This window comes from Tolypothrix campylonemoides VB511288_2 (assembly GCF_045999855.1).
Taxonomy (GTDB): domain Bacteria; phylum Cyanobacteriota; class Cyanobacteriia; order Cyanobacteriales; family Nostocaceae; genus Scytonema; species Scytonema bouteillei_A.
In genome coordinates this window covers 918,402-942,311 of sequence record NZ_JBFPMW010000003.1, presented here as the reverse complement: position 1 = coordinate 942,311, position 23,910 = coordinate 918,402, and the positions used below count along the sequence as shown (strand labels likewise).

Annotated in this window: 16 protein-coding genes and 1 pseudogene; 8 read left to right on the top strand and 9 right to left on the bottom strand. The window is 39.6% G+C overall.

Going from position 1 to position 23,910, the window contains the following annotated elements:
* Nucleotides 1-20: 20 nt before the first annotated feature.
* Together AB0756_RS12560 and AB0756_RS12555 are read right to left on the bottom strand one after the other, a co-directional pair.
* Nucleotides 21-575, bottom strand: coding sequence for a DUF11 domain-containing protein (locus tag AB0756_RS12560; RefSeq protein ID WP_038084733.1), 555 nt, complete (start codon nucleotides 573-575; stop codon nucleotides 21-23).
* A gap of 137 nt (nucleotides 576-712) precedes the next feature.
* Complete coding sequence (locus tag AB0756_RS12555; RefSeq protein WP_038084731.1) at nucleotides 713-3,271, bottom strand: DUF7925 domain-containing protein; 2,559 nt, start codon at nucleotides 3,269-3,271, stop codon at nucleotides 713-715.
* 820 nt (nucleotides 3,272-4,091) lie between these two features.
* Here AB0756_RS12555 and AB0756_RS12550 point away from each other — a divergent pair.
* The 3 genes and pseudogenes from AB0756_RS12550 to AB0756_RS12540 all read left to right on the top strand — a co-directional run.
* Nucleotides 4,092-4,694: pseudogene (locus AB0756_RS12550) on the top strand (sensor histidine kinase); the annotation flags it as partial.
* 182 nt (nucleotides 4,695-4,876) lie between these two features.
* Nucleotides 4,877-6,181 (top strand): threonine synthase, encoded by a 1,305-nt coding sequence (thrC, locus tag AB0756_RS12545; protein WP_038084729.1) that lies wholly within the window; start codon nucleotides 4,877-4,879, stop codon nucleotides 6,179-6,181.
* Nucleotides 6,182-6,265: 84 nt separating this feature from the next.
* Nucleotides 6,266-6,541, top strand: coding sequence for a MoaD/ThiS family protein (locus AB0756_RS12540; protein ID WP_017744151.1), 276 nt, complete (start codon nucleotides 6,266-6,268; stop codon nucleotides 6,539-6,541).
* A 283-nt stretch (nucleotides 6,542-6,824) separates the two neighbouring features.
* Here the strand turns inward: AB0756_RS12540 and AB0756_RS12535 are convergent, their stop codons facing one another.
* Complete coding sequence (locus tag AB0756_RS12535; RefSeq protein WP_038079315.1) at nucleotides 6,825-7,916, bottom strand: nucleotidyltransferase domain-containing protein; 1,092 nt, start codon at nucleotides 7,914-7,916, stop codon at nucleotides 6,825-6,827.
* 164 nt (nucleotides 7,917-8,080) lie between these two features.
* Between AB0756_RS12535 and AB0756_RS12530 the strand changes: the two genes are divergently transcribed.
* Nucleotides 8,081-8,380 (top strand): hypothetical protein, encoded by a 300-nt coding sequence (locus AB0756_RS12530; protein ID WP_153021570.1) that lies wholly within the window; start codon nucleotides 8,081-8,083, stop codon nucleotides 8,378-8,380.
* A gap of 119 nt (nucleotides 8,381-8,499) precedes the next feature.
* On the opposite strand, the gene AB0756_RS12525 is transcribed toward AB0756_RS12530, so the two are convergent.
* The gene (locus tag AB0756_RS12525; RefSeq protein ID WP_038079318.1) at nucleotides 8,500-9,648 is read right to left on the bottom strand and encodes a pyruvate kinase; all 1,149 of its coding nucleotides are present in this window, start codon (nucleotides 9,646-9,648) and stop codon (nucleotides 8,500-8,502) included.
* A gap of 610 nt (nucleotides 9,649-10,258) precedes the next feature.
* Between AB0756_RS12525 and AB0756_RS12520 the strand changes: the two genes are divergently transcribed.
* Nucleotides 10,259-11,002: a DUF429 domain-containing protein gene (locus AB0756_RS12520; RefSeq protein ID WP_038079323.1), complete on the top strand. Its 744-nt coding sequence runs from the start codon at nucleotides 10,259-10,261 to the stop codon at nucleotides 11,000-11,002.
* Nucleotides 11,003-11,052: 50 nt separating this feature from the next.
* On the opposite strand, the gene glgP is transcribed toward AB0756_RS12520, so the two are convergent.
* On the bottom strand, nucleotides 11,053-13,674 hold the full coding sequence (gene glgP / locus AB0756_RS12515) for an alpha-glucan family phosphorylase (protein WP_038079325.1): 2,622 nt from the start codon (nucleotides 13,672-13,674) through the stop codon (nucleotides 11,053-11,055).
* 586 nt (nucleotides 13,675-14,260) lie between these two features.
* Nucleotides 14,261-14,536: a DUF2171 domain-containing protein gene (locus AB0756_RS12510; protein WP_038079328.1), complete on the bottom strand. Its 276-nt coding sequence runs from the start codon at nucleotides 14,534-14,536 to the stop codon at nucleotides 14,261-14,263.
* Nucleotides 14,537-14,781: 245 nt separating this feature from the next.
* On the opposite strand from AB0756_RS12510, the gene AB0756_RS12505 reads away from it, so the two are divergent.
* Nucleotides 14,782-15,306: a hypothetical protein gene (locus AB0756_RS12505; protein WP_050045430.1), complete on the top strand. Its 525-nt coding sequence runs from the start codon at nucleotides 14,782-14,784 to the stop codon at nucleotides 15,304-15,306.
* 21 nt (nucleotides 15,307-15,327) lie between these two features.
* Here the strand turns inward: AB0756_RS12505 and AB0756_RS12500 are convergent, their stop codons facing one another.
* Entirely contained in the window at nucleotides 15,328-17,238 is a 1,911-nt protein-coding gene (locus AB0756_RS12500) for a GTPase family protein (RefSeq protein WP_038079330.1), read from the bottom strand.
* A gap of 557 nt (nucleotides 17,239-17,795) precedes the next feature.
* On the opposite strand from AB0756_RS12500, the gene AB0756_RS12495 reads away from it, so the two are divergent.
* Complete coding sequence (locus AB0756_RS12495) at nucleotides 17,796-20,708, top strand: ATP-binding protein (protein WP_038079331.1); 2,913 nt, start codon at nucleotides 17,796-17,798, stop codon at nucleotides 20,706-20,708.
* Nucleotides 20,709-20,710: 2 nt separating this feature from the next.
* The gene (locus tag AB0756_RS12490; RefSeq protein ID WP_408019894.1) at nucleotides 20,711-22,474 is read left to right on the top strand and encodes a CHAT domain-containing protein; all 1,764 of its coding nucleotides are present in this window, start codon (nucleotides 20,711-20,713) and stop codon (nucleotides 22,472-22,474) included.
* Between the two features lie 199 nt (nucleotides 22,475-22,673).
* Here the strand turns inward: AB0756_RS12490 and AB0756_RS12485 are convergent, their stop codons facing one another.
* Nucleotides 22,674-22,853, bottom strand: coding sequence for a hypothetical protein (locus AB0756_RS12485; protein ID WP_038079332.1), 180 nt, complete (start codon nucleotides 22,851-22,853; stop codon nucleotides 22,674-22,676).
* A 287-nt stretch (nucleotides 22,854-23,140) separates the two neighbouring features.
* Nucleotides 23,141-23,887 (bottom strand): DUF7873 family protein, encoded by a 747-nt coding sequence (locus tag AB0756_RS12480; protein ID WP_038079333.1) that lies wholly within the window; start codon nucleotides 23,885-23,887, stop codon nucleotides 23,141-23,143.
* Between the last annotated feature and the right edge of the window lie 23 nt (nucleotides 23,888-23,910).

Sequence of the window (23,910 nt, the reverse complement as noted above, 5' to 3'; positions counted from 1 at the left end):
ATCCAAAATCCAAAATTATCTCAACGAACTTTGACTTGATAAATTCCCTTTACACTTCCCTTGGTGGGAATGGATGACCCAAATTTCCAGCGAATGTGGGTATACATTGTAACGGGTGCGGGTTTTGTTTCGGTTTTGCCATCAGCAAGCGTAACTTTGACGCTTGGCTTTTCTACAAAACTGCGTCCCCCGTCAATGCTGTAAGTAATTTTTGTCTCATTATTAGCAGTGCTAGTAGCAGAATTCAGTACATACACGGTTCCCAAGGGAATAGGTTGATTGATGATAAGATTTTTGACATTGTTGTTACTGTTGTTATCAGCCGTCACCGTATAGCGCAAGATATTTCCTGGTTCTACCAAAGCCTTCCCTTGTAAAGGTTCCCAACTTAAAGTTTGCTTACCCTGTACTTGCTGAACAACTCTCTTTTCTGCATCCAAGCGCAACTGCACTTGTCCCTTTGTTTGCGTGTTTTGGGCTGTGGCTGTTTCCAACCCATAATTGGTTTGATATAGAACAGGAAAAGTCGCTACAAATGCGATCGCTCCTACAGTTGCTAGTACAAAACGCTTCATCTTAGAATCTCCTTTGTTTTAGTGCTTGTTCCGAGGCTCTGCCTGGGAATACTAGTGCAGGGGCTGCGCCTCAAGTTATGTTGGTACGAGAGGTAGAGCCTTGGAACATTCACCCTATCTCCCCTACTCCCCACTCCCTAATTCACCTTGCGTTGGAAAGTAAACGTTCTTTCCTGTCCCGGTGTAACCGTGTCAGTAACGGTATCTACGTATTTGGTTACGTCATTATTAACAGTCGTCCCAGTCTGGTCACCTGTAGAGGTAGTTGCTGGTTTACCGCTAAAAAAGGTGATGGTTGCAGCACCAGAATCTTTTGCAGAGCCAACAATATGACTCGTATCTATAACGCTGTTGTTATCGTTGTCTAATGCCCAATTGTTACCTTTCGTGCCATCCCAAGTGGTACCATCTTCAGTAATCACCACTTTGCCAGCATTTAAGACGATGTTGCCAGTACCGGATTGAGGTTCAGAAATGTTTTTGTAACTAATTTGGTACTCAATAATGTTTCCTGGAGCAGGGGTTCTAGGTACATCGGGTACTTGATCGTTTACACCTGGTGTGGAATCAAAGTTATCCTGACCCGTTCCTACTGCGGGACCCGTTCCTTGCAATACGCGAGACAGTTTCACCATTTTCAAGAAGCCTGTGTAGACGCGATCGATGGTGATATTCCTAGGTTCAGTTCCTTGGAATCCCGGTGTCGCATCATCAATATACGCTGTTATGGGAACTGGAAAGCCACGGTTAATATCTGTAGAAAGTGGAGTCCCAGAAGGCAAATTCACTTCCACGCCGTAATTAGCTGTTGCATTAGCTGTCACTCCATCAACTCGAATGGGATTTGTTGCACTAATGTTTTGGTTGTTAACCTGTCCTTGCCCCGACTGGAACACAAAATTTGTACCATCGTATCTATAAGTTGCCGACAAACTACCGTAACTGATGGTAACGAGTGTATTTACAGGTAAGTCTCCTGGAGTCGTAGGAGGTGTTGGAATCAGAGAGACGTTACTGCTACCCGCACCAGTGTTTTTAAAAGTGTTGGTAAAACTGACACCATCTGGATCGATTAATGTTCCGGGAACTGTACTCGCAGGGACTAGTGAAGATTTGTTGGTGAAGTCTTTATTGTTATCATTTTCAGCAACAGCATCCGGTGCATCCTTAGGTCCGTTTAAGACAGAAATACCTCCTGCAGCAGTTAAGGTGACAATATTTGCCTCACCACCGGGACCTGTACCGCTGTTATTGTTGTTGAGATCTGTGCCAATCCCATTATTGCCTTCCAACTCATCAGGAATCTTGTTGTTATTGGAGTCTGTTGGATTAATATAACCATCATCCACACTGTCTGGAAGAAGGGTATCGGGGATTTTATCGTTATTGGTATCAGTACCGATAGGGGGATTGGAACCATCAAAATTGCTGGGGCTTTGATCTCCAGATTCATCGTATACGGGGGCTCCACTGGGACTTTTACCGAATAACTGGGCAATATTTGCAATGGAAATGGATTCAGGCGTACCAACAACTTCAACAGTAATTTGAAAGCCTGAAACTGTAGTACCTGGGGCAATACTTTCAGTTCTTACAAAACCAACTCGTTTTACTGTCGCCAAATCTGAAGGTGCAGTCGTTGTCCAAGTTGCTTGATTGGCATCGAAAGAAGAGACATCATTGGTTGTATAAACGGGTTGCCAACCAGATGGGGCTTTGACACTGACTAATTTGGTTCCTGCAGGAATGGCATCAGATACCAAAATGTAGGAACCGACTAGACCGGGAATAGTTGTGCCATTTAGAGGCGCAGGGCTGATACCGTTACCTGTAGGATCGTTGTTTTCAACTCGCAAGCTTAAGTCGTAGCTGAGATTATCCCCCCCCGGACCATCCACCCCAGCACTTGTTTGACTGCTGCGGGTTTTGAGAACTGTTGCAAGAGTGTAATTTTTTAGGTTTGAATCAACTGTGACTTGTTGTGTGGCGCTGGCTTCACGCGTACCATTTATGGGTGTACCGCTAACTTCACCCGTGACTGAGCCATCAGGATTATCTACAGTATAAAGGTCACCGCCATTTTCACTCCGTGGCTGGTTTTGAGCATCGCTGGGCGTATCGCCTAATTTGACAGATATAGTGCTTCCGCTTGTTGCACCATCAGCAACTTTAACAGGAACCCGCACTAAAACAGAACCACCTGGTGGAATCGAGTTAGTTGAGGTTCCGCCAGGAGCAACGGGTTGCCATGTTTGACCGCCATCGTAGCTAATTTCTACTGACCCATCAAGTTGTCCGGGACCCGTGACTGTGGGTTGGTCGGGAATGCGGAACTTTGTAGGGTCGTTACCAACGTTAGTGACGTTGTAGGTGTAATAAACGGTGTCACCAATACCAATTTTTCCATCTGTATTTTGGTCGGTTTTAAATGAAGTACCAGAACCAGTTACGGTAATACCAGCAACTTCAGCAACGGTAACGACAACTGTGTTAGAAGTCGTGTTAATTGTTGTTCCAGGATTATTGGGGTCTTCATAGGTAGCGGTTGCTGTATTGCTAATCGATTGACCCGCAGTTGTACCCTCAGCTTTGACTGGGCTGACATATTGAAAAAAACTGTGAGCTAATAATCCCGTAGCAATTAAATAAAGGTAGAGCTTGGTTTTCCCTAATAAGAGTTTATAGGTTGGTGGCATGATGAACCCTAAAAATTAAAAGTTAGATTAAAACTAGTATTTGAAGGTAGACTTGAATTTAGTAAGTGAAAAATGACGAAGTAATTCAACTCAAAATTTGATTTTTTGAGGGCTTTGTCTGGGTAGAAACTTTTAATAGATTGCACCAAATGACCAAAGAAAGTATGAAGGATAAAGAATGAAGAATAAAAGATAGCTTTTTATTCTTCACACTTCATCCCTCATGAAATTGTTGCTCATTGACTCTGGAGATTCTCATCAAGAGAAATTGAGCTTACAAGAATGTAACTTTTTATCCTGTGTTTAGCTTCAGTGAAAGTATGGACTTATTGTAAAAATTATGGATAACAAGCCGTGGAAAATCATATATCTTAACCCGTATTTTCCACAAAAGTCTCACAATTGCATAACAGCGAGATTTTCAGTACTCCCTAAGATTGCATTTACGAGCGCTTTGATAAAAATAATGGTTCTTCAGTACTTGTTAATTTAGCATAACGAGTACTGAAGAACCAAAATAATTATACTTTTGTCTTATATATCAATCCTATTTGATCTCTAAACAAAAGAGACAAAGCAGACAAGGAAGAGGTGTTTGTAAATCATTTAGGAATTTTGTAGAAATTGACTGCTTGAAACGTCTATTACATGGTTTTTCACTCCTATGTCTATTACCGAACAGCAACTGGCGAGCGGTAACATTGTAAGAGAGTCTGTATAGTTTTGTATTGCACATTACAGATAGCCGCTGATTTGGGCATAGTAAGAATATTTATGTTGCAGCAAAAAGATAATGACAGCTACTTTATCTAGGTATCAGCGGATTCAAAAAATTGTTGCATCCCTGCGGACTTTCTCTCGCATGGATGAAGCCGAAATGAAAACTGTTAATCTTCATGGGGGATCGAGAGTACCTTAATGATGTTGCAATATCGCCTGAAAGCAAAGCCAAATCATCCCGGTATAGAGGTCATTAAACATTACGGTGATTTGCCGTTCGTGGAATGCTATGCGAGGCTATTGAATCAAGTATTTATGAACGTGTTAAGCAATGCGATCGATTCTTTGGAATCCATCGGCACAACCAATTCTATAGAACAGTCATTACCAAACAATCAAGGGTTTCTGACAAACCCAATTATTACCATTGTCACCGAACAAGTCGATCGCGATTGCGTTGAAATCCGGATTGTAGATAATTGTAGATAATGGTCCCGGTATGCCAGAGTCGGTTCGCCAACGCTTGTTCGATCTCTTCTTCACGACAAAACCTGTAGGCAAAGGAACGGGTATGGGCTTATCAATTAGCTATCAAATTGCCACCGAAATACACGGGGGGTCGCTTTTGTGCAGGTCAGAACTCGGACAGGGAGCGGAATTTATCATCCGCGTGCCAATTCGGCAACAATTAACTGACTGGTAGCGATGGGTGACCCATTCCGTACAACCTTGAAAAACAATTGTGAAAATGCTTGGAATTAAACTCCCATGACTTTGCTGTAAATTTTTAAAACCCGACAAAAATTGTCGGGTATGTTTGACTGGTATTTTTGCTCGTGTTACTATCAAAACCACAGTTGACGGACATTCAGGGAAGGCTGACTTATGACACAGGCGACAACCACTCATACCCAAACAAACACAGGCACTTTTAAATCCTTGAAATGTAAGGAGTGTAGTGCGGAGTACGAACTCCAAGCCCTTCACGTGTGTGAGTTCTGTTTCGGTCCATTGGAAGTCACCTATGATTACAGCTCCCTTCGGTCTAAGGTCACCCGTGAAACAATTCAAGCCGGTCCCAACTCTATTTGGCGCTACCGTCACTTTTTGCCTGTCGCCAGCGAAAATCCAATTGATGTGGGAACTGGTATGACCCCACTGGTTCGTTCCCAACGCTTGGCACGTCGCCTCGGTCTGAACAAACTGTATATCAAAAATGATGCCGTCAATATGCCCACCCTCAGCTTTAAAGATAGGGTGGTGTCAGTTGCTCTCACCAGAGCACGGGAATTAGGTTTCTCCACAGTTTCTTGTGCTAGTACCGGGAACTTGGCTAATTCTACTGCAGCGATCGCAGCACACGCCGGTTTAGATTGCTGTGTATTCATTCCTGCTGACTTGGAAGCCGGAAAAATCTTGGGTAGCTTGATTTACAGCCCAACCCTCATGGCTGTTAAAGGAAATTACGACCAAGTCAACCGTCTCTGTTCTGAAGTAGCAAATACACATGGATGGGGATTTGTCAATATCAACTTGCGTCCCTACTACTCAGAAGGTTCTAAAACACTCGGCTTTGAAGTGGCAGAACAATTAGGTTGGGAGTTACCTGACCACATTGTCGCACCTTTGGCATCTGGTTCGCTATATACAAAAATTTACAAAGGTTTCCAAGAATTTGTAGAACTGGGTTTGGTGGAAGCCAAAAACGTTAAATTTAGTGGCGCACAAGCAGAAGGATGTTCGCCCATCGCTCAAGCGTATAAGGAAGGACGCGACTTCATCAAACCAGTCAAACCAAATACTATTGCCAAATCCATTGCGATCGGCAACCCAGCAGATGGTGTATATGCTATAGATATAGCGCACAAAACTGGTGGTAATATTGAGTCGGTGACAGATACCGAAATCATCGAAGGCATCAAGCTGCTTGCAGAGACAGAAGGTATCTTCACAGAAACAGCAGGAGGGACAACCGTTGCCGTGCTCAAAAAACTGGTAGAAGCAGGCAAGATTGATCCCGATGAAACCACCGTGGTATACATTACCGGAAATGGTTTGAAAACCCAAGAAGCCGTACAGGGCTATATTGGAGAACCCTTAACCATTGAGGCGAAGCTCGACAGCTTTGAAAGAGCTCTAGAGCGTTCTCGGACACTCGATCGCCTTGAATGGCAACAAGTCCTCGTCTAGTTATAAGTTAGTGGTTAGTTAGTGTTCGACTATCTAATAACCACTAACAACTAACAACTAACAACTAACAATTAACAATTAACCATGTCTGTCAAAGTTTTAGTTCCTACTGCCCTTCAGAAGTTCACAAATAACCAAGCTGCCTTAGACTGTAATGGCAGTACCGTTGCCGAACTGTTCGATTCTTTAGAAAAGAACTGTCCCGGTATTAAATCTCGGTTATGTGATGACAGCGGACAACCGCGCCGATTTTTAAATTTGTACGTTAACAGTGAAGATATTCGCTTTTTGGATGGTACAGCTACACCATTGAAAGATGGTGATGAAGTGAGTATTGTTCCTGCAGTGGCTGGTGGTTAATAGCTAATGGCTAATGGCTAATTGCTAATGGTGAGTCCAGCCCTGCAGGCGGGTTTCCTGCCGTAGGGGACTGGCGAACCCGGAGGGCTAATAGTCGCTGGCAAAAAATAAGATATCTATGTTGTATGGTGGGCGGTTTTGCCCGCCTGAGCCTTACCCACTGAAAAGGAAGGAAATACTCTCAAAGTCCCCCTTTTCAAGGGGGATTTAGGGGGATCGGTAAAACTTTGATACATCACCAAAAACTTTTCAGACATCCTCTAATAACAGTCATTATGAATTTTTAACTCCATCCTTGCATTTCAACAAGTTCCATACACAATTCATTGATTTGTTCTAAGTCAGTTCGTTCGGGTAAAACAGAAACTTCGTATACCGTTTCCATTTGAGCAACTAAATCATCTGCCATTTTCATAAGTTGTTCGTAGGAATATTCGCCCCTAAGAATCGCTTTTAAATCTTCCGCATCACCAGCAATTTTCCGGTCTACAATGACTTCTCCTGTTTGCAAAATTTCTAGTCCACTGCGTAACAGCCTGATACAGTGCATTCCGTGTTTGAGGTCATAACCTGATTTTCGTTCCATTTCTGCTCTAGCAGGATTTCGATTTTCTTGCCAAGAGAGGTACGCTTTCCATTCTCTTAAAGCCACTTGATAAGTTTGGCTTTTTTTCAGCAAGCGAATAAAATCTTTATGGCTGTTTGTTAATGTTTGCGTGTATTCTAAAGCTTCTTCAGCTAAGGGATACTGTTTGAGCACACCTTTAAAATCTATATCTGCTGTCAGCAGTTTATACAATTGTTCTGCTTCTTCTAGAAATTCAATCTTTCCTCTAATTAATTGATAAAGATACTCTAGAAAAGCGTGTAACTCATCTTTTGTGAGTGGTGCTTCATCTTCTATTCCATAATCACAAGGTAATGGTTTCTTTTGTGGTGGGTTAAGCAGCCACTTGCGATGAGTTTCCATCTTTTTAAGTTGGGCAAAGGCATAACCAGAATAAGTGTGTTTGACTTTCTTCGTTAAAAAGATTTTTCTATGATTGAGTAACTCTTGCCCGACAGTTGTTAAAACAGGGTATTTTCCCAACCATAATAATTCCAAGATATTGGGATTTGCTCCTGCTAGTAGCTGTAGCATTTTCCTAAGTTCATATATAACCGTGTCTTTATTTCCATCTAAAAATGGAAAGATACCCGGTTCGTCCCATCCACTCTCTTTTTGTTCAATGATGTCAAATCCTAAATAGTAATTTTTGTTTGCTACAAATACACCACGATAGTCATAATCTGACTCAGGTCTACTTAACCCATATCCGTGACTACCTGCTAGACCAATTAAAACAGTTCTTTTTTCAACTTCTATTCTTTCCATATATCAATCTTAATATAGCAGTCCTAAATGATTTACAAACACCTCTCCCTTGTCTCCCTTGTTTAGATCTCAAATAGGATTGCTATATAAGATCTTTTCCAAGAATCGTCATAACTACAATTGTAGTATATAATAGTTACATAATTGAATTACCGTTGCAGGTTGTGAAAAACCTCGTTCTACCCCTTTTGATGCTGATAATTTTTGTTAAGAACGTCTTGAAGCTCGACGTTAAAGGGAATTTTCCCAAGCTAGTTGAAACGCTGTTCTGGATATCTGTTATCTATGCCTCTCTCTCACTGCTGAATGTGATTTTGTTTGAAAAAGCTGAGGCAAATACATGGCGAGCAAGGATGCCCAAACTGCCGATCGACCTTTCGCGGCTGTTGTTGGTACTGGTGGGGATCTCATTTGTGCTGGCGGCTGTCTGGGGTGCAGATTCGTCAACCAAGCTTGGGGCGTGAGATAAGTCAAATTATAGAAGCGCGAAGCAAAGCAGTCAGTATGGTTCAACGGGGAGAGTGAAAAATTTACTTGTATTTTCCCTAGCTTAACTTTTTAAGTACATACGTCATAACAGAGGTCACTGCTTGCTGCTTGCTTCAATTGTATGGATTTTGAGAAAATTTGTGCCTTGTGAATGTTTGGTAGGAATACCAGCCACAATCAGAATTTTATCCCCTGGTTCAACCCAACTGCGATCGCGCAAAATGTCCTCAACTTGTGCTGTCAATTCTTCAAAAGTCTCAACCTCGCGATTGAGTAACACGGGCTGCACTCCCCAGAAGAGGTTTAAACTCCGGTAAACTTTAGGGTGAGGTGTAAGCGCAATAATTGGCACTTTAGGACGTTCCCCTGCTGCTAACTGGGCTGTATAACCGCTACTTGTAAACGTAACGATGTAGCGTGGAGGTAGCACTTTGCAAATAGCATTGAGTCCCACGCTGAGTGCATGAGTGACATCCGTTTTTGCAGGTGGATTGTTAAGAAATTCTATTTCTGCTTCTGTTTCTGTTGCAATTTTCACAAGCATTTGTACGCCTTCGACAGAAACCTCATTGCCCTCTAATTCACTTGAAAGCATCACTGCATCAGTCCCATCTGTAATGGCGTTGGCAATATCACTGGTTTCCGCACGAGTTGAATAGTTATGGATTGTGCTTTCTGGTATTTGTATTGCACTAATAACCGGAATTCCTTGATGATTGCACAATCCGATAATGCGTTTTTGTAGCAGAGGAATTTTCTCCTGACACATCCCCATACCCAAATGGCTTGATTCTATCATCACTGCATCGCATTCGTTGAGTATCTCTTCTAGATTGGCGATCGCATCAAGGTTTTCAATTTTAGCAACAACAGATGTATCGGCTGAACCTTTTTGCTGTAGTAAATTCTTGAAAACCCGGACATCCTCAGCACTCTTTATAAAACCTAGAGCAATGTAATCAACTTCTTGAGATAAACCAAACTCTAAATCTTGGATATCTTTATGAGTTAGAGAAGGTAATTGGGAACTTTGCAGTTCTTGTAGTAACGTTATGGGAGTCTCTAATTCCTCTGCGATTGAGCGAATCCTAGCAATTGTTTGAGCAAGAGCATCATAACTGCCATGAGAGAAATTAAGACAAGCTACGTTCATTCCAGCTTTTATCTTGCCCGCAATTGTCTCTCGCGAACTAGCAGAACTAACGGTAGCGACAACTTTTGTTTGACGTGTTAATGGCTGCATAGAAATTGGTGAAACTTTGTAAAGAACTGTAATGAAGGAGCGATAAAATCAGTTCTACACGCAGGTTTTCATCAGTTTCAACACAACTCAAGTCATGCCGAAACCATTTTGACAAGTGTACTTGACACTAGGGTAGTTGCTACTTTATGGTGTAGAGTCGAGACCAAAGGCAATCGCTCTTTCCCAACAATGAGAGCGCAGCCTACGTATGGCGATTTCGGTTTTTTTGCCTCATCCGACACCGAATCACATCTTACGTTTTGGCTTTCAGAACATCCATGCCTCTCTTATAGGCTAGCATCTTAATTCCATGTTCATCTACCGTATTTAAAGCTTTAAAGACTTCCAAATAAAAAATATTTAATTACTCCCTTCCCGCTCGAAGATTTCTTAATTAAATGAACCGCAGAGGCGCAGAGGACACAGAGGAAAGAGGAGAAGAAGATCGGTAGTCTTATGGCGGAAAGGGAGTAATTTATTCTCACAAGTTGGGTAAGCGTAAAATCGAGGCAAAGTTTGCTAACTGTAAACCAAAGAGATACAAGTTATCAGTGAAAGCATCAAGTTGAGCTAAAAATGCGACAATAAGCCCATCTACGCAGGGACAAAGATGAAATTTCTTGGAATTGACTTAGGCTGGAAATCTCAACCTAGTGGCTTATGCTACCTAGAACTGACAGATGAAAAACTGCAAATCGTAGACTTAGATCGAAAAGAACTCATTACAGACATTCTCTCTTGGATTGACTCGTGCCTCAAAGCAGAAGAACCTGCCATCATCGCTGTAGACGCACCTACCTTGATCCCCAATACAACCGGAAGTCGGTTACCCGATAAACTAACTCACAAATACTTTGGCAAATACCATGCAGGTTGCTATCCAGCAAATCTTAGCTTACCTTTTGCGGAGCGAACAGTAAATTTTGGATTGGAACTAGAAGCCCGTGGTTTTGAACACGCCCCAACCATTGAACCACAAAAATTAGGGAGATACCAAATTGAAGTTTTTCCCCATCCAGCTATCGTGCATCTCTTTAACTTAGAACGCATCCTCAAATACAAAAAAGGACGCCTCAACGAACGTCGCGCAGAATTGATGAAACTTTATCATTACATCACCGATATCCTACCCGGACTCCATCCTCCTCTATGTCCTCTACGACTGTGCAGTTCATTTCTTCCAGAAATTCCCACTACAGGTGCAGCACTTAAAGAAACCGAAGACAAACTCGATAGCCTCATCTGTGCTTACGTAGCGGCTTACTGGTGGTACTGGGGAGAACAACGCAACCAAGTACTGGGCGATCGCACGACTGGTTACATTATCATCCCCAACAGAATCTTGGATTCTTAGATTTTGGATGAGTGATTTAAAATCCACTCATCCACGCATTCAAAACTCTCCTACTGCGCCCAAACAATTAACCGTGGCTCATAAGAACTAGAAAGGTATTTGTGCTTGGGTAACACGCGCAAAGATAAACCCTGCAAACCAGATGTCGTGTAAATCACATCAGCCGTGTAAATACTCAATCCATCCTTATCTTCCCCTTGGTAATCCATCACCACAGGTATACCATTGACAATCTCGCCATTAGCATCAATAGCTCCTTGGTAAAGTTCCAATTGCACATCTTGTTCTGTTAAAGTTGCCAAATCAACCTTAGCTTTAACGCTAACAGTCTGATTGACCTCAATCTCAGCACCAGAAGATATATTGATATCCTTGATTTTTATGTTGTACCAATGTGCAGTTAAATTTTCTTTCCAAGCAGCTAATTCCTTTGCAGGGGCATAGCCATCGGCAGTTAAAGTATGACAGCGATCGCTTGCTGGGAAGTAAGCCCGCAAAGCATATTCTCCTACCATTCGTGCCGTATTGAAAAACGGGCAGTTTAACCGAATGGCGTCCTTCATTTTATCAACCCAGCGACGGGGTAAGCCGTCCACATCCCGGTCATAGAACAAAGTTACAACTTCTTTTTCCAAGATATCGTAAAAAGCATTTGCCTCGATTTGGTCTTGGTAGTTGGGATCGTCATACATTTCCCCGTGTCCAATAGCCCAACCAGTGCGGACGTAATCAGCTTCATCCCACCAACCATCTAACACGCTTAAATTCGGCAACCCATTCATAGCTGCCTTCATACCGCTTGTACCGGAAGCTTCCCGTGGGCGGCGTGGATTATTTAACCATACATCACAACCAGCCACCATCAATCGGGCTATGTGAATGTCGTAGTTGGGAACAAATACAACTTGCTTTTCCAAGTTTTGCTCGTGGATAAAGCGATTGATTTCCCGGATCAGTTCTTTACCGGGAATATCTTTGGGATGTGCCTTACCCGCAAAAACAAACTGCACCTTGCGGTCTTTATTCCCCAATAAAATTCTCTTAACCCGCTCGATATCACGCATCCAAAGAGTAGCGCGTTTGTAGGTGGCAAAGCGGCGGGCAAAACCAATAGTGAGAACTTTGGGGTCAAGAACTTCTTGTGCTTGGGCAATTTCTAGAGGAGAAGCCCCGCGATCTCGTAAATGTTTTACCAAACGCTCCCGGACGTACATAATCATGTCCAAGCGACATCGTTCGTGATTGCGCCATAACTCCTCATCAGGGATCGCATCCATCCTTTCCCACAGAGGATGATCTGTTGGTGCGGATGACCAGCTTGGTCCCAAGTAGCGATCGTATAACTCTTGAGTAGATTTAGCAACACAACTACGGGCATGAACGCCGTTTGTGATTGCTGTGATGGGGACTTCCTCAACGGGTACGCCCTGCCATAAGCCCTTAAACATTTGTCGTGACACGACGCCGTGCAATTGTGCTACACCATTTGAAAATGTTGCCATTTTCAGCGCCAGCACCGCCATACTGAATGGCGCAGACAAATCGCCAGCGTTTTCCCGTCCTAGAGCTAAAAATTGGTCTTTATTTAGACCAAAAACGTCTGCGTAATATCCCAGGTAATGTAAAACCTTATCTGGGGGAAACAGGTCAATTCCTGCAGGTACTGGTGTGTGAGTGGTAAAAATATTACTAGAAGCCACGACTTGTCTGGCTTCGACATAGTTCAAACCTTGTTCTTGAATGAGTATGCGGATACGCTCTAAAGCTGAGAAAGCTGCATGACCTTCATTCATATGGTAAGCAGTCACATCATATCCAAGCGCTTTTAGCATTCGGACACCACCAATCCCCAACATCATCTCTTGGTGGATACGCATATCCAGATCCCCACCGTAAAGTTGATCTGTGATGTCGTGATCGTAAGGGTTGTTTGGTTCAATGTTGGTGTCTAGCATATACAAAGGAACTGTGCCGACTTGTACGCGCCAAACACGGGCATATACCGTTCGCCCTGGATAGTCCACCCCAATCCGCAGTTCAGAACCATCAGGATTGCGTTCGAGTTGCAACGGCATATTATAGAAGTCGTTGATGGGGTAGCGTTCTTGCTGCCAACCATCAGCATTGAGATATTGAGCAAAATAGCCTTGCTGGTAAAGCAAACCTACACCAACTAAGGGTAAACCCAAATCGCTAGCTGATTTGAGATGATCCCCAGCAAGAACTCCCAAACCTCCAGAGTAGATGGGCAAACAATCGACCAGCCCGAATTCAGCAGAAAAATACGCGTAGCATTCTTGGGGTTGGGAAGCAGACACTGGGGAATTGGGAGAATGGCTCTGTTCCTTATCTCTAGTCGCCAGTCCCTTATCCCGATTCTTACGATACCAGGTGCGTTCGTGAAAATAATCTTCCAACTGGCGGGCTGCTCGATCCATTTGCGCGAGGAAGCCTTCATCTTCCACAACTTCCATCAATCTTGCTTGGCTGATGGTACCGAGCATTAAAACAGGGTTGTGACGGCTCGATTCCCATAAATCGGGATCTAAACGACGAAATAAGTCTTTAGTGTCAACGTTCCAATCCCAATGGAGGTTATACGCTAACTTCCGTAGCGGCTCAAGTCGCTGCGGTAATGATGGAGATACGTTAAAAGTACGAATTGGCTGCATAGGTCAGCAAACCTCTAGCTTCAATTAAGGCTATTGTTGACTTTATTTCCTTAAAGCTGCCAACTTCTTAATACTCTATTTGTTATGTTTTCTTGACTTAAATAAGTTTTACAAAGTATTCTCATTTTTTCTATCAAACTAGTCATTAAGGGTCTTTGAACCTCAAGTGTCACTTGTTGCTACACCTTAATTATGAGAAAACTTAATGATTTTGATATATTCTTTCCGTAAATCAACTAAATATGAGTATTTATTTTACATAACTTTATAAATAGCTAAGCAAACGCTGCAAAGCATAGCAATCCTATTTGAGATGTAAACAAGGGGGTATAAGAGGCGGATTCAGTATGAATTGTCATTCTCTCGCTCCAGTGGCTCAGCCACCAGAGCGAGGTGATGCCCGTAAGGGCTGTGGGCTATTAGCACTAAATTCACCATCTGCGGGAACTCAGTTCTAAAGGGGGTATAAAACGCGGGTTTAGCACAAGTCGTCAGAAAACAAATGACTGCTTGGCAAGCTGTAGAGAAATAGGAGCAGTGAGGCGATCGCACGACGACTACTTTCTAGAATTTCGTTTTCTACTGTCTAAACACCCTCAGGTTGGCGATCTATAAGCCCTGACGTTACCTCATCTATAGTTTTGTTAAGGTACACAGCTCGCTCATCAACTGCCCTTATCCAATCAATCGGAAACCAGCGATGCTGACCATCCGGTGAGTTATTTTTAGTAAGCTTGATGTATTTGCCAGCTTCGACTTTATCTACCGTACCAATATGCGTATCAGACGCACCTGCTAAGCCACCAGGTCCTTCTGCATAAACAGGCTGATGTTCTTGAATTTTGGATATATCAGTAGCCATAAGCTCTCCATCAAAATGTCATTAAGGCGACACGCAAACGTTCGTGGCAAGAGAGTACTTAAACTCATTTGCGTCTCAACCACTACGCCTCATGATATGGTGTTTCTTCAAGCAGACTCCTCACTCTCGAGGTAGAAAGGGCATCAGAATCTGTGTAGATCTATATCCCCTCATGTCTACGATTCACACAGAAGAAAATTCACAGCAATAAATGTATGTATAAATCGCCAGTTTAACCACCAGTTATGAATAATAAACGGGAAGAACAAGAAAGTATTATCGAAAGAATCTTATTCGTTATTTTTCAAGCTGTCTTTCTAGTATGGCAATTCTACGGGGAAATTACGTATAGACACCGAAGACGTGCTTCAGTAAAAAAGTATCAGATTGTTCTGGATTGGGTAAAAGCTCGGAATAGACAACAAGATACAGCTTGCGAGCTAAAACTTCCCCATCATCTAGCTAGAATTACCCAACGAGGTACTGTATTTGCGCTTCATACTGCTGACGATCGCCATTGTATTCTCCTGAAAACTTGGATTTTTCCTGGTAGAGAAAACTTTTTGGGGACGTTTTATTGCGACCAACCCCTATCTCATGACGATTTTCTTCCTTATCGGGAATACGATATGGACTGTATTAGTATTGAGGGCGAATATATTTGTCTTGATTTAAACGGTGAAGAAGACTACGGTCCTAACTTTAAAAGATTGTACGTCACCCAACAGCATAACCAACAACTCTTTGAGGTTGAGTATACTTTAAATTAAAATGTATTAGCAGCAAAATATTCATCTCTGTGATAAATAGGAATCAAACCGCTCTCGCAATTGTTCAACCGTCAAATTTTGTGTCCAATACTCCACTAAAGCATGACCAAATGCCCAAGCATTGCGATCGGGAGAGGCAGAGTTTTCCAGCAGTAATGGCCAAATTGATAGAAGGTCAAACTTGTTTGAATTCCCCGTACTTAAGAGTGGAAAAAGCTCATAAGCCATTTGAAGTTTACCAATAACAATTGGTAACTGTTCTACAGGAATTTGTGCTGCTAGTAAATGTGCGAGAGTTGGCGAGCCTGTTGTCATTGTAGAAATAAATTGCAGAACTGGGCTTTTCAAAAATGCTGCCAGTCCCTGAGTTGTAGCCATCTGAAAAGTGTAGCGCTCAATGATTTTGGCAGCAGCTGTGGTGCGGGCTTCTCGATCGCGTAAAAAGCGAGCAAGACGGAGTTGTTTGGCTGGTGCGATCGCATTGATTAACCCTAATGATAATGCATCTATTCCCCACGGAGTGCGAGACGTTTTGCTATCAGCAGTTACGATGGGCAAAACTAGATTGCAGAAGTCTCCCAAAAGTTGAGCGCGGTATTCTGTGGCTTCTCGAATCGCTATTTCCTTTGGGCGATTTCCCCATTCCCAATCATATGGAGGTTCCCACTCTCGAATGGGACGCAGACGATCGACTTGCGTGACAACTGCAATTGCAGGTAAATCTGCTGTGTCGGCTTTTAAATCTCTCAGAAAATCCACATCCATTTGCAATGCAGGATCGAGAGCAGGAGTCACAAGTAGTATGAGGTCGGCATTCTTAATATAATTTAGGACAATTTCTCGTAAATCTTTTCGGTTGACTTGCTCGTAACCAGGGGTATCCAAAAGTGTAAGTGTTTCTCCTGTGTTGCTTTGCCAGTGGTAATTTTGAATCCGATCTGTACTTGGCAAAACATCAACTGCGGCTAAATCTGTTTGGAAGAGAGTGTTAATTAAGCTGCTTTTGCCAGACCCCGTTCTCCCTACAAGTAAAATATTAACGGGTTTTTGCTCCACTGCTTCTGGAGGCTCTGCGCGATCTAAAATATCTTGCAGAGTTTGAGTTTTGACCTGAGGTAAATTCGCTGTGGGAGCGGAAGGTGCTGAGATCGGCAAAGTTGTAGTACTGTAAAGAGCGATCGCCTGTTGGCACAAGTTTTTTAAAGCTGCTTCTCTCAAAAGCTGGCTCAAATTCACCAACAACTGCTGGGTTGCTTGGTTCCCAGAACGGCGGCTCACAACTTTAGCTACGGCTGCTGCTGGATTTAACAGCCACTGCGCCCAATTCCAAGCTTGCAAAAGTTTGCGAGCAGAAGGCTCTAACTTGCGGTATGTTTCGTATGCTTGAAATGCTTGACCAACAGTAACTTGATTGAGAACAGGGGATAAATTCTGCATCCACCGATCCAAGTCATCGACTGTTCCCCGAATCAAACCGTAAGCTTGGGGGACGTAAATGTTCAACAAAGGATACTTTTCTTGTGGATTGTAAATCTGAGCGATCGCTTCCACAAGTTCCTGACAGCGTTGCCAAAAAGTTGACCAGTCTTCCCAGATTGGGCGATCGTTGAGTGAAGCTTTGAGTATCTCCTGTAGGGCGGCTTCTGCTTGGTTTGTGGCGTCCGTTCCCACCAGTAGCCCGGATGTATCTCCTGCTGTAGATTTCAGTTCTTTGCTAACCTCCGCTACTACAGCTTCCACTTGACCGACCAACGGTTGAGTCCATTTCGCCAACAACCAGCGCCAACCTACAAATAAAAGGATAAAGACAGCCCAGATCCAGTTAATACTCCACTCATGAATTTGGAATCCTGCTGCTATTAATAAGAAACCAACGATCGCTGCGATCGGTGTTGCTAAGACAACCCACTGCCATAATTTTAAGCGCACCATAGTCTTATATCCATCTCACGTCATTTTGGATTAAGAAATTTAACCTCAATTTACTTTCGCTTAATTAAAGTTATATAAATTACACATTTTATAACTAGAATAAATGTTACTATTTTGAATAGAGTTTTTTTGCAAAAGATAGTTTTGTAATTAGTTTAGCGTTTTTGATCGTAAGCATCCGCTTTTGATGCATAGACTTTTTAGACAAACTATATAGTGGAGTTTCTGGCATCAAACAATTATACTTCTTCTAAAAGTAAGCGAGCCTCTTTAAGTTTCTATGTTCCACACTTTGTAATTGTGCAACAATAGGTAATTGCTGTATTGACAAATTCAAAAGAATGTGATCGTGCTTTAAGTTATGAATGTATGAATGGGTGTAAGTAATTAAATTTAACAGTATTTCTTAGGTATTATATACTAAAACATAGTACATAGTACATCTATTTAATGATAATTTACTATTCTAAAATCCTTTATAATTGAGTCATTTTTTTATTGCTTTTTCAAATAATTACTAGTAAAAAATATATAATTTATTATAAAATTAATATATTATGAATCCTGCTTTAAATAAATTAGAGGTTACTTCTCTTATCTCCAAATATCTTCGGACTTGTCCCTATTTGTTCGAATGTGTTGGTCTGTATGGTTCAGTTGTTAAAAATAATAGTTATAGGGACATTGATATACTCTTTATTGTCTCTAATTCTGACGACATAGAGAGCTTAAAAGAGTGGGTAAAAAAATGGCTTGAACCATTATTCACAGTACCTTTGGATGCTAAATATTACAGTATTGAATCATTTTCAAATTTGATCGAAAATAATTCACCTCTAGTACTTAGTATTGCGGTAGAGATTGAGTTTATTATTCCTCATCTTCAAATTGAAAAGAAATTAGTAGGTCTGAAAGATGTTTTATTTAACAAGGGAATTGATACAAGCCAACATTACAGATTGATAATAAGCCAAGAAATTTTATCGAAAATCCTTTATGAAGAAAATAAAAGTTTGCGAGGTTTTTTAATTTCCCATGTGGATTGGATAAAAAATGATAACCAAGAAATCCGGGAACTTCTTCGTGTTCTTGCTCCAATTGATGAACCTTATACTCGCATTGCTTGTCTCAAGCAAGCAATTAAATTGTTACATTCTAATCAATATCGCCAGCACTTAAATTTTTCAATAGGTGAAAGTATTAATCTAGCTACTCAAATTGTATTAAATAGAAAAAATTTTAATTGGAATACACATGAAGATTACAGCAATAAAGATTTGTGTTTGGAGCTTGTCAGTCTAGTAGAGAAATTTCCACCAAGTCTTTGGTCTAAGGCAGAAGGATTATTGAGCGCCTTAACTCAAGACTTTAATCATTATGTCCGTTACTCAATGATTAAGTTCATCTATAACAAAATATTACCAAGTGATTCAGAGATGGGATTTGATTTATTGACAGTAGCTTTTAAATCAGAGCGGAAAATATGGATTGTGTCTGAAATATCTCTTACATATTTTGTGAATCAAACGGTGATCGATAAAGAAAGACTTAAACTTATAATTGAAGGGTATAATAAAAAAAATAATAAATTAAAACTTTCTACACGCATTACAAATTTCTTAGAATTACTCAATCAACCTTTTGAAAACAATAATTTAACTATACCATTTCTAGTTGTTTTTTTTGAAAAATTATCGAATTTTCATGATGAAACACAAGAAATTAATGAATTAAATGCGTCTTATTTAACTAGAGTATTAAGTAACGTAAAAGAAGCATCTCTTCAAATCATTTTAGCTAAGATAATTCAAAAAAATCAAATAAATGTTAATGAGTTGGAACAGATTTTGATTGAATTACAAATTCCTATTACTCCAGAAGTTTTAAAAAAAATCATTAGTATTACGAGAGAACTCAATAATACAGTTCTTCTTAGCGCAGATAATTATAATCTTAGCGTTCAGCTTAATGAAACTCTTCAAAAATTACACTCACTTGATATATTAAATGCTAGAAAAATAATACTAGAATATTTACTTAAACATATAGGTAACTTTTTAAAAAAAATCATTAAAGATACAAAAATATATCCTTTCTTTTATGTAACAATAAAACCTAGATTTGGATTAAAAATTAATAAAGAGCAATTTGTAAAATTTTTTATAAAAAATATCACAGATACTCATGTTCCTAATGTTAATTTATCTCTTCAGTCCTCAGCAGAAATAGATATTTTTAGTTATTTTGGAGATTTTCCATTCAATTTTCACCCAGGTGAACAAATTGAATTACGTTGTATCATAAAACCAAAAGTAGCTAAACAAATAGCTATAAGTTACAAAATTAATGGAGAATTTGGGGAGCCTATCTACATTTCAGCTGATAGAGAAAATCCATTTGTTCCTAATAATCCTGTATGGAATGCACATTTTGTTGGTAGAGAAAAGGAATTACAGTATATCCGTGAAGAAATTCATCAACAACATTTTCTACTTTTTGGTCCTCGACGGATTGGAAAAACATCTTTATTATTTCAATTAAAGGAAGAGTTAAAAGAAGGTTATATTCCGATTTATATATCTCTGCAAACGTTTAATTTTAATGTAATAGATAGTGCCTCACTTTTTGATGAAATTTTAAAGAAAGTAGCGATTGAACTACTAGAAATTAAAAAAATATTTTATTTTCATTTAGAAACTATTGATAATAAAATCCGGTATATTAAAAATTGTCTTGAAGATGAAAAGGTTGTCCTCCTGATAGACGAAATGGATGTAGGGCAAGGAGTAGAAAATTTTAATATTTTTTTGGAGCAGATGCGAGTCATAATGCAACAAGAAGGTTGGCTTCGTATTATATTGTCTTCCGGTCCATTCATTACCCGAAACTTAATTGATCCTCAGTCTCCTCTTTTTAATATGGTAAGTCATATTTCTGTAAATCGCCTTACAACAGAAGCCGCAGAAAAATTACTTCGACTTGCAGAGGATCAAGATATTGTATTTGAAGAAGATGTAATTAGAGATTGTTTACAATGGACTGGTAATCTTCCTTTATATCTTCAAATTTTAGGAGATCATATATATCAGTGTTTTAAAAATAAGAATATTTCAGAGCGAAGAGTTTCACAAAAAAATCTTATTCAAATCCAACAAATAATGAGAAATGATATTGTTGAGTGGGAACGTATGTGGAATATGTTAAACAATATTGAAAAAGCTATTATTGCCTTCTGCGCTTACCAGGATGACTTAATAGATATTCGTGAAGTTAAATACAATATTGAAAAAATTGTCAGTAATAATATTGCTTTTAAAGTCATTAGGGAAGGTCTAAATAACTTAGTTTGGTTTGGCCTTTTAGTTGAAGAAGAACATGGATATAAATTGACAGCTAAACTTATTCAAGACTGGTTAACTAATCAATTATATTATCCAGAAGAAATACAAGAATTGTTTATTGGATACTAACAATGAAATTAACCGAGAATCAAAATGCTCTGATTGAGTTTTTCGATCCAACAAGACCTGTAACATTGCCTCAAAACTTGAAGGGAAGAGAAAATGAATTAAAAGAGGGTTGGTTTCATCTTTTAAATGGAGAATGTTTTATTGTTCAAGGAACTCGAAGAATTGGAAAAACTTCATTTCTTTATTGCCTTAAAACATGGTGTTTAGAACAAGGTAAAAAGTGTGCTTATATATCCTTTCAGAGGATACCACAATATAATAGTTCAGCTTTTGTTTATTATCTAATTCAACAACTATGTTTAACATTTCAAATTACATATCTTGGATTATCCGAATATGAATTACTTAATTCACTTAAAGAATTAAGTAGAATTATTGAAAAACAACTAGATTATAATGAACGTATTATAGTTTTAATAGATGAATTTCAGGTTACAGAAGATTTAACAAAAAATGAAAAAACTATATTTTATAATCAACTGAGAAACGTTATTGATGAACGTCCTATACATACTGAATTAAATAAGTTTGTTTTTGTAATTGCAACATCTCAAAGCATATCGGAATTAAGCACTGGTATTTCATCGACTCTGGCATCATCTTTTTCAAGAAATTTTATATTGCAAACAATTTCCAATCATAGTTGTAGAGATTTAATTAGTCAACCTTTCAGTAATATTATTTTAATTGAAAAAAGAATTATCGATCTTATTATCTATGAATCTGGTGGCCATCCATATCTTATAAAATTGTTAATACATAATACTATAACTAAGAATATAGAGGTTATTTTTTCAGGTTCAATACACTATGATTTTTATAAATTAATTGAAATTCAGATACAAGCATTAGTTCAAGATTTAACACACCATCATTTTCAAATGCTTAAAGAGCTTTTAAAAGAGCACGAGTTATTCATTCTATATGAATTCTGCCAATTAACACATATTAATTTACTCGATCTTCGTAGAAAAGTTTCAGAGACCAATCAAAATAATGAATTTTCTTCTGTTAGAAAAACATTAGATAACCTTGAAAACTTAAAAATCCTTCGTAAGGAAAAAAATTTATATTACTTCTCTAACCAAATTTATAAAAAATGGTTTTCTTATTTTTTTAAACAATACTATGAAGATTACATTTCATTAAATAGTTTATGCAAGCAAGAAGATTTTGAGAGTAATAGCAAAATTTCAATTTTATTCCTATGTGCAGAGCCAGCGACTTCTACTAGAATACGTCTGTGTGAAGAAATACGTGAAATTAAAGAAAAACTACAGCTAGCAAAATTACGTAATCGATTTGAATTGAATGAGTATATGGCTGTACGGGCTATTGACCTAACACAAGCATTGTTGGACACAAATCCACAAATTGTTCACTTTTCTGGACATGGTATGATCGAAGGTACATTATGCTTCGAGGATAAATTAGGCAGAGTTCACTTAGTTGAGTCGGAAGCTCTTTCTGAAATGTTCAAGCAGTTTTCTGGTAAAGTGAAATGTGTAATTTTAAATTCATGCTACTCTAAAATTCAAGCTGAAGCTATTGCAAAATATATTGAATATGTAATTGGTATGAGCCAAGTAATTAGCGATCCAGCTGCCATAGCCTTTGCTACAGGTTTCTATCAAGCATTAGGTGCAGGACGATCAATTGAAGAAGCGTATAACTTTGGTTGCGTACAAATTAGACTACAGGGGATTTCTGAACATTTAACACCAGTTCTTATTAAATTTAACTTTCCTCCAAGCACAAATACTTAACTCTTTTCTAGAAAGACTTTCAAGGCTTTGTTAAATTGCTTGTAATGGATACAAATTGTCAAAGTGTGTGATTCTCTTTCAGGAGCTATTTCTATAATCTTTCCATTCAGCAACTCAAGGTGACGTTGTTCCAAAATTCCGGCTGCAATCATTCGGTGGTAATCTTCAATTGTCCACTTTGCAGTTGTTAAGGTCAGGGTTAATACCTCCGCATACCAGGGGAACGCTTTGCATCTTCCACTTTTATCCTACTTTGCTTTTTAGTTAAAATCCCCTGAGACAATGTCCATGTCTCAGGGGTGGAACCAAAAGGTTTCAAATCTTTCAGTTTTATATTCACGATTTCTGCCGAGTTAATTTCCGGTTCCTGCAAATTCATTCTTTAAGTCGTGGTGTTTTACCTCTAAACTACCGGAGCATTATTGTGGAGCTCCGGACGAGATTTGAACCCGTGTCCCACTGACGTTAATTTACAGGGATTGATGCAGAATGTGAAGTTTTACAGTAAGCTTGGAGCAATAACCTAAAACTAAACGTGAAACTAACTGTGTCGGGGAGTGCCTTTACCATTTGGCTATCCCTCGTTCAATAAAATCGAGGGAGTAGGACTCGAACCTACAAATACTCCTATAGACACTGAAACTAAATTTGTGCTCCATCTATATTCTATCTGATATTTGAGGGAGCGAACAAGTAACCAAAAATAGAACGAGCAACATGATTTTGTTGCGTCACTTCTAAACTATTTGCTTGTTCTCTAGCAAAAATGACCTCCTGCATTAATCTATCTACTCTTCGTAACAGTTCGTTTTGTCTGGCTGGGGAAATAGCCCCAGAAAACTTAACAGTTCGCCACGTTCCTTCTGGAACATCCTCAGAGGATTCCTTGACTTGTGCGGGATGTTCTTTCGTAGCTTCGTACAGCACGACTGGTTTAACAATTTTTTTGGTTTTTGTCGTGAATTTGGCTTCTGTGGCAAAGCATTCTTGCTGTGGATCGTAAATCCAAGATTCACTAGTATCCAAGACAGGTAGAGATGAGATGAACGTTTTAATATCAACTAACTGCTTTTCTAAAAACAACAGGTAAGAAACAGGAACTTCCCTAAGGATTGTAGTTCCATCAACGACTATATCAGCCTTAGCTTGAGAATTAGACCAGTCTTGAGTAGCACATAAATTAAACAATTCAGAACAAGCTTGTTCAAATTGACTGAGTAAATCTTCTGCTTTCAACTGCAGTGTTTGGTTTTCTGGAGGATAGACAAAACCATCTTCAGCCACTGGAGAAAAAGTGCGAGAAATACCTTGAAACATTGCACTTTTCTGAATAAGGTGATAAACGGCTGTTTTGGCTTTTGTCGAATTGGCTTTAATGGTTTGCAAAACTGCAATCACTTGATTTAGTTTCATTTTCTCCTCCAAGAATAAATATT

What these genes read in the sequence shown, in the direction of transcription:
- AB0756_RS12480 (WP_038079333.1), bottom strand. Translation starts at nt 23,887, where the DNA reads ATGAAACTAAATCAAGTGATTGCAGTTTTGCAAACCATTAAAGCCAAT.
- AB0756_RS12495 (WP_038079331.1), top strand. Translation starts at nt 17,796, where the DNA reads ATGAATCCTGCTTTAAATAAATTAGAGGTTACTTCTCTTATCTCCAAA.
- AB0756_RS12560 (WP_038084733.1), bottom strand. Translation starts at nt 575, where the DNA reads ATGAAGCGTTTTGTACTAGCAACTGTAGGAGCGATCGCATTTGTAGCG.
- AB0756_RS12525 (WP_038079318.1), bottom strand. Translation starts at nt 9,648, where the DNA reads ATGCAGCCATTAACACGTCAAACAAAAGTTGTCGCTACCGTTAGTTCT.
- AB0756_RS12535 (WP_038079315.1), bottom strand. Translation starts at nt 7,916, where the DNA reads ATGGAAAGAATAGAAGTTGAAAAAAGAACTGTTTTAATTGGTCTAGCA.
- AB0756_RS12500 (WP_038079330.1), bottom strand. Translation starts at nt 17,238, where the DNA reads ATGGTGCGCTTAAAATTATGGCAGTGGGTTGTCTTAGCAACACCGATC.
- AB0756_RS12540 (WP_017744151.1), top strand. Translation starts at nt 6,266, where the DNA reads ATGTCTGTCAAAGTTTTAGTTCCTACTGCCCTTCAGAAGTTCACAAAT.
- thrC (WP_038084729.1), top strand. Translation starts at nt 4,877, where the DNA reads ATGACACAGGCGACAACCACTCATACCCAAACAAACACAGGCACTTTT.
- AB0756_RS12520 (WP_038079323.1), top strand. Translation starts at nt 10,259, where the DNA reads ATGAAATTTCTTGGAATTGACTTAGGCTGGAAATCTCAACCTAGTGGC.
- AB0756_RS12490 (WP_408019894.1), top strand. Translation starts at nt 20,711, where the DNA reads ATGAAATTAACCGAGAATCAAAATGCTCTGATTGAGTTTTTCGATCCA.
- AB0756_RS12505 (WP_050045430.1), top strand. Translation starts at nt 14,782, where the DNA reads ATGAATAATAAACGGGAAGAACAAGAAAGTATTATCGAAAGAATCTTA.
- glgP (WP_038079325.1), bottom strand. Translation starts at nt 13,674, where the DNA reads ATGCAGCCAATTCGTACTTTTAACGTATCTCCATCATTACCGCAGCGA.
- AB0756_RS12555 (WP_038084731.1), bottom strand. Translation starts at nt 3,271, where the DNA reads ATGCCACCAACCTATAAACTCTTATTAGGGAAAACCAAGCTCTACCTT.
- AB0756_RS12485 (WP_038079332.1), bottom strand. Translation starts at nt 22,853, where the DNA reads ATGAATTTGCAGGAACCGGAAATTAACTCGGCAGAAATCGTGAATATA.
- AB0756_RS12510 (WP_038079328.1), bottom strand. Translation starts at nt 14,536, where the DNA reads ATGGCTACTGATATATCCAAAATTCAAGAACATCAGCCTGTTTATGCA.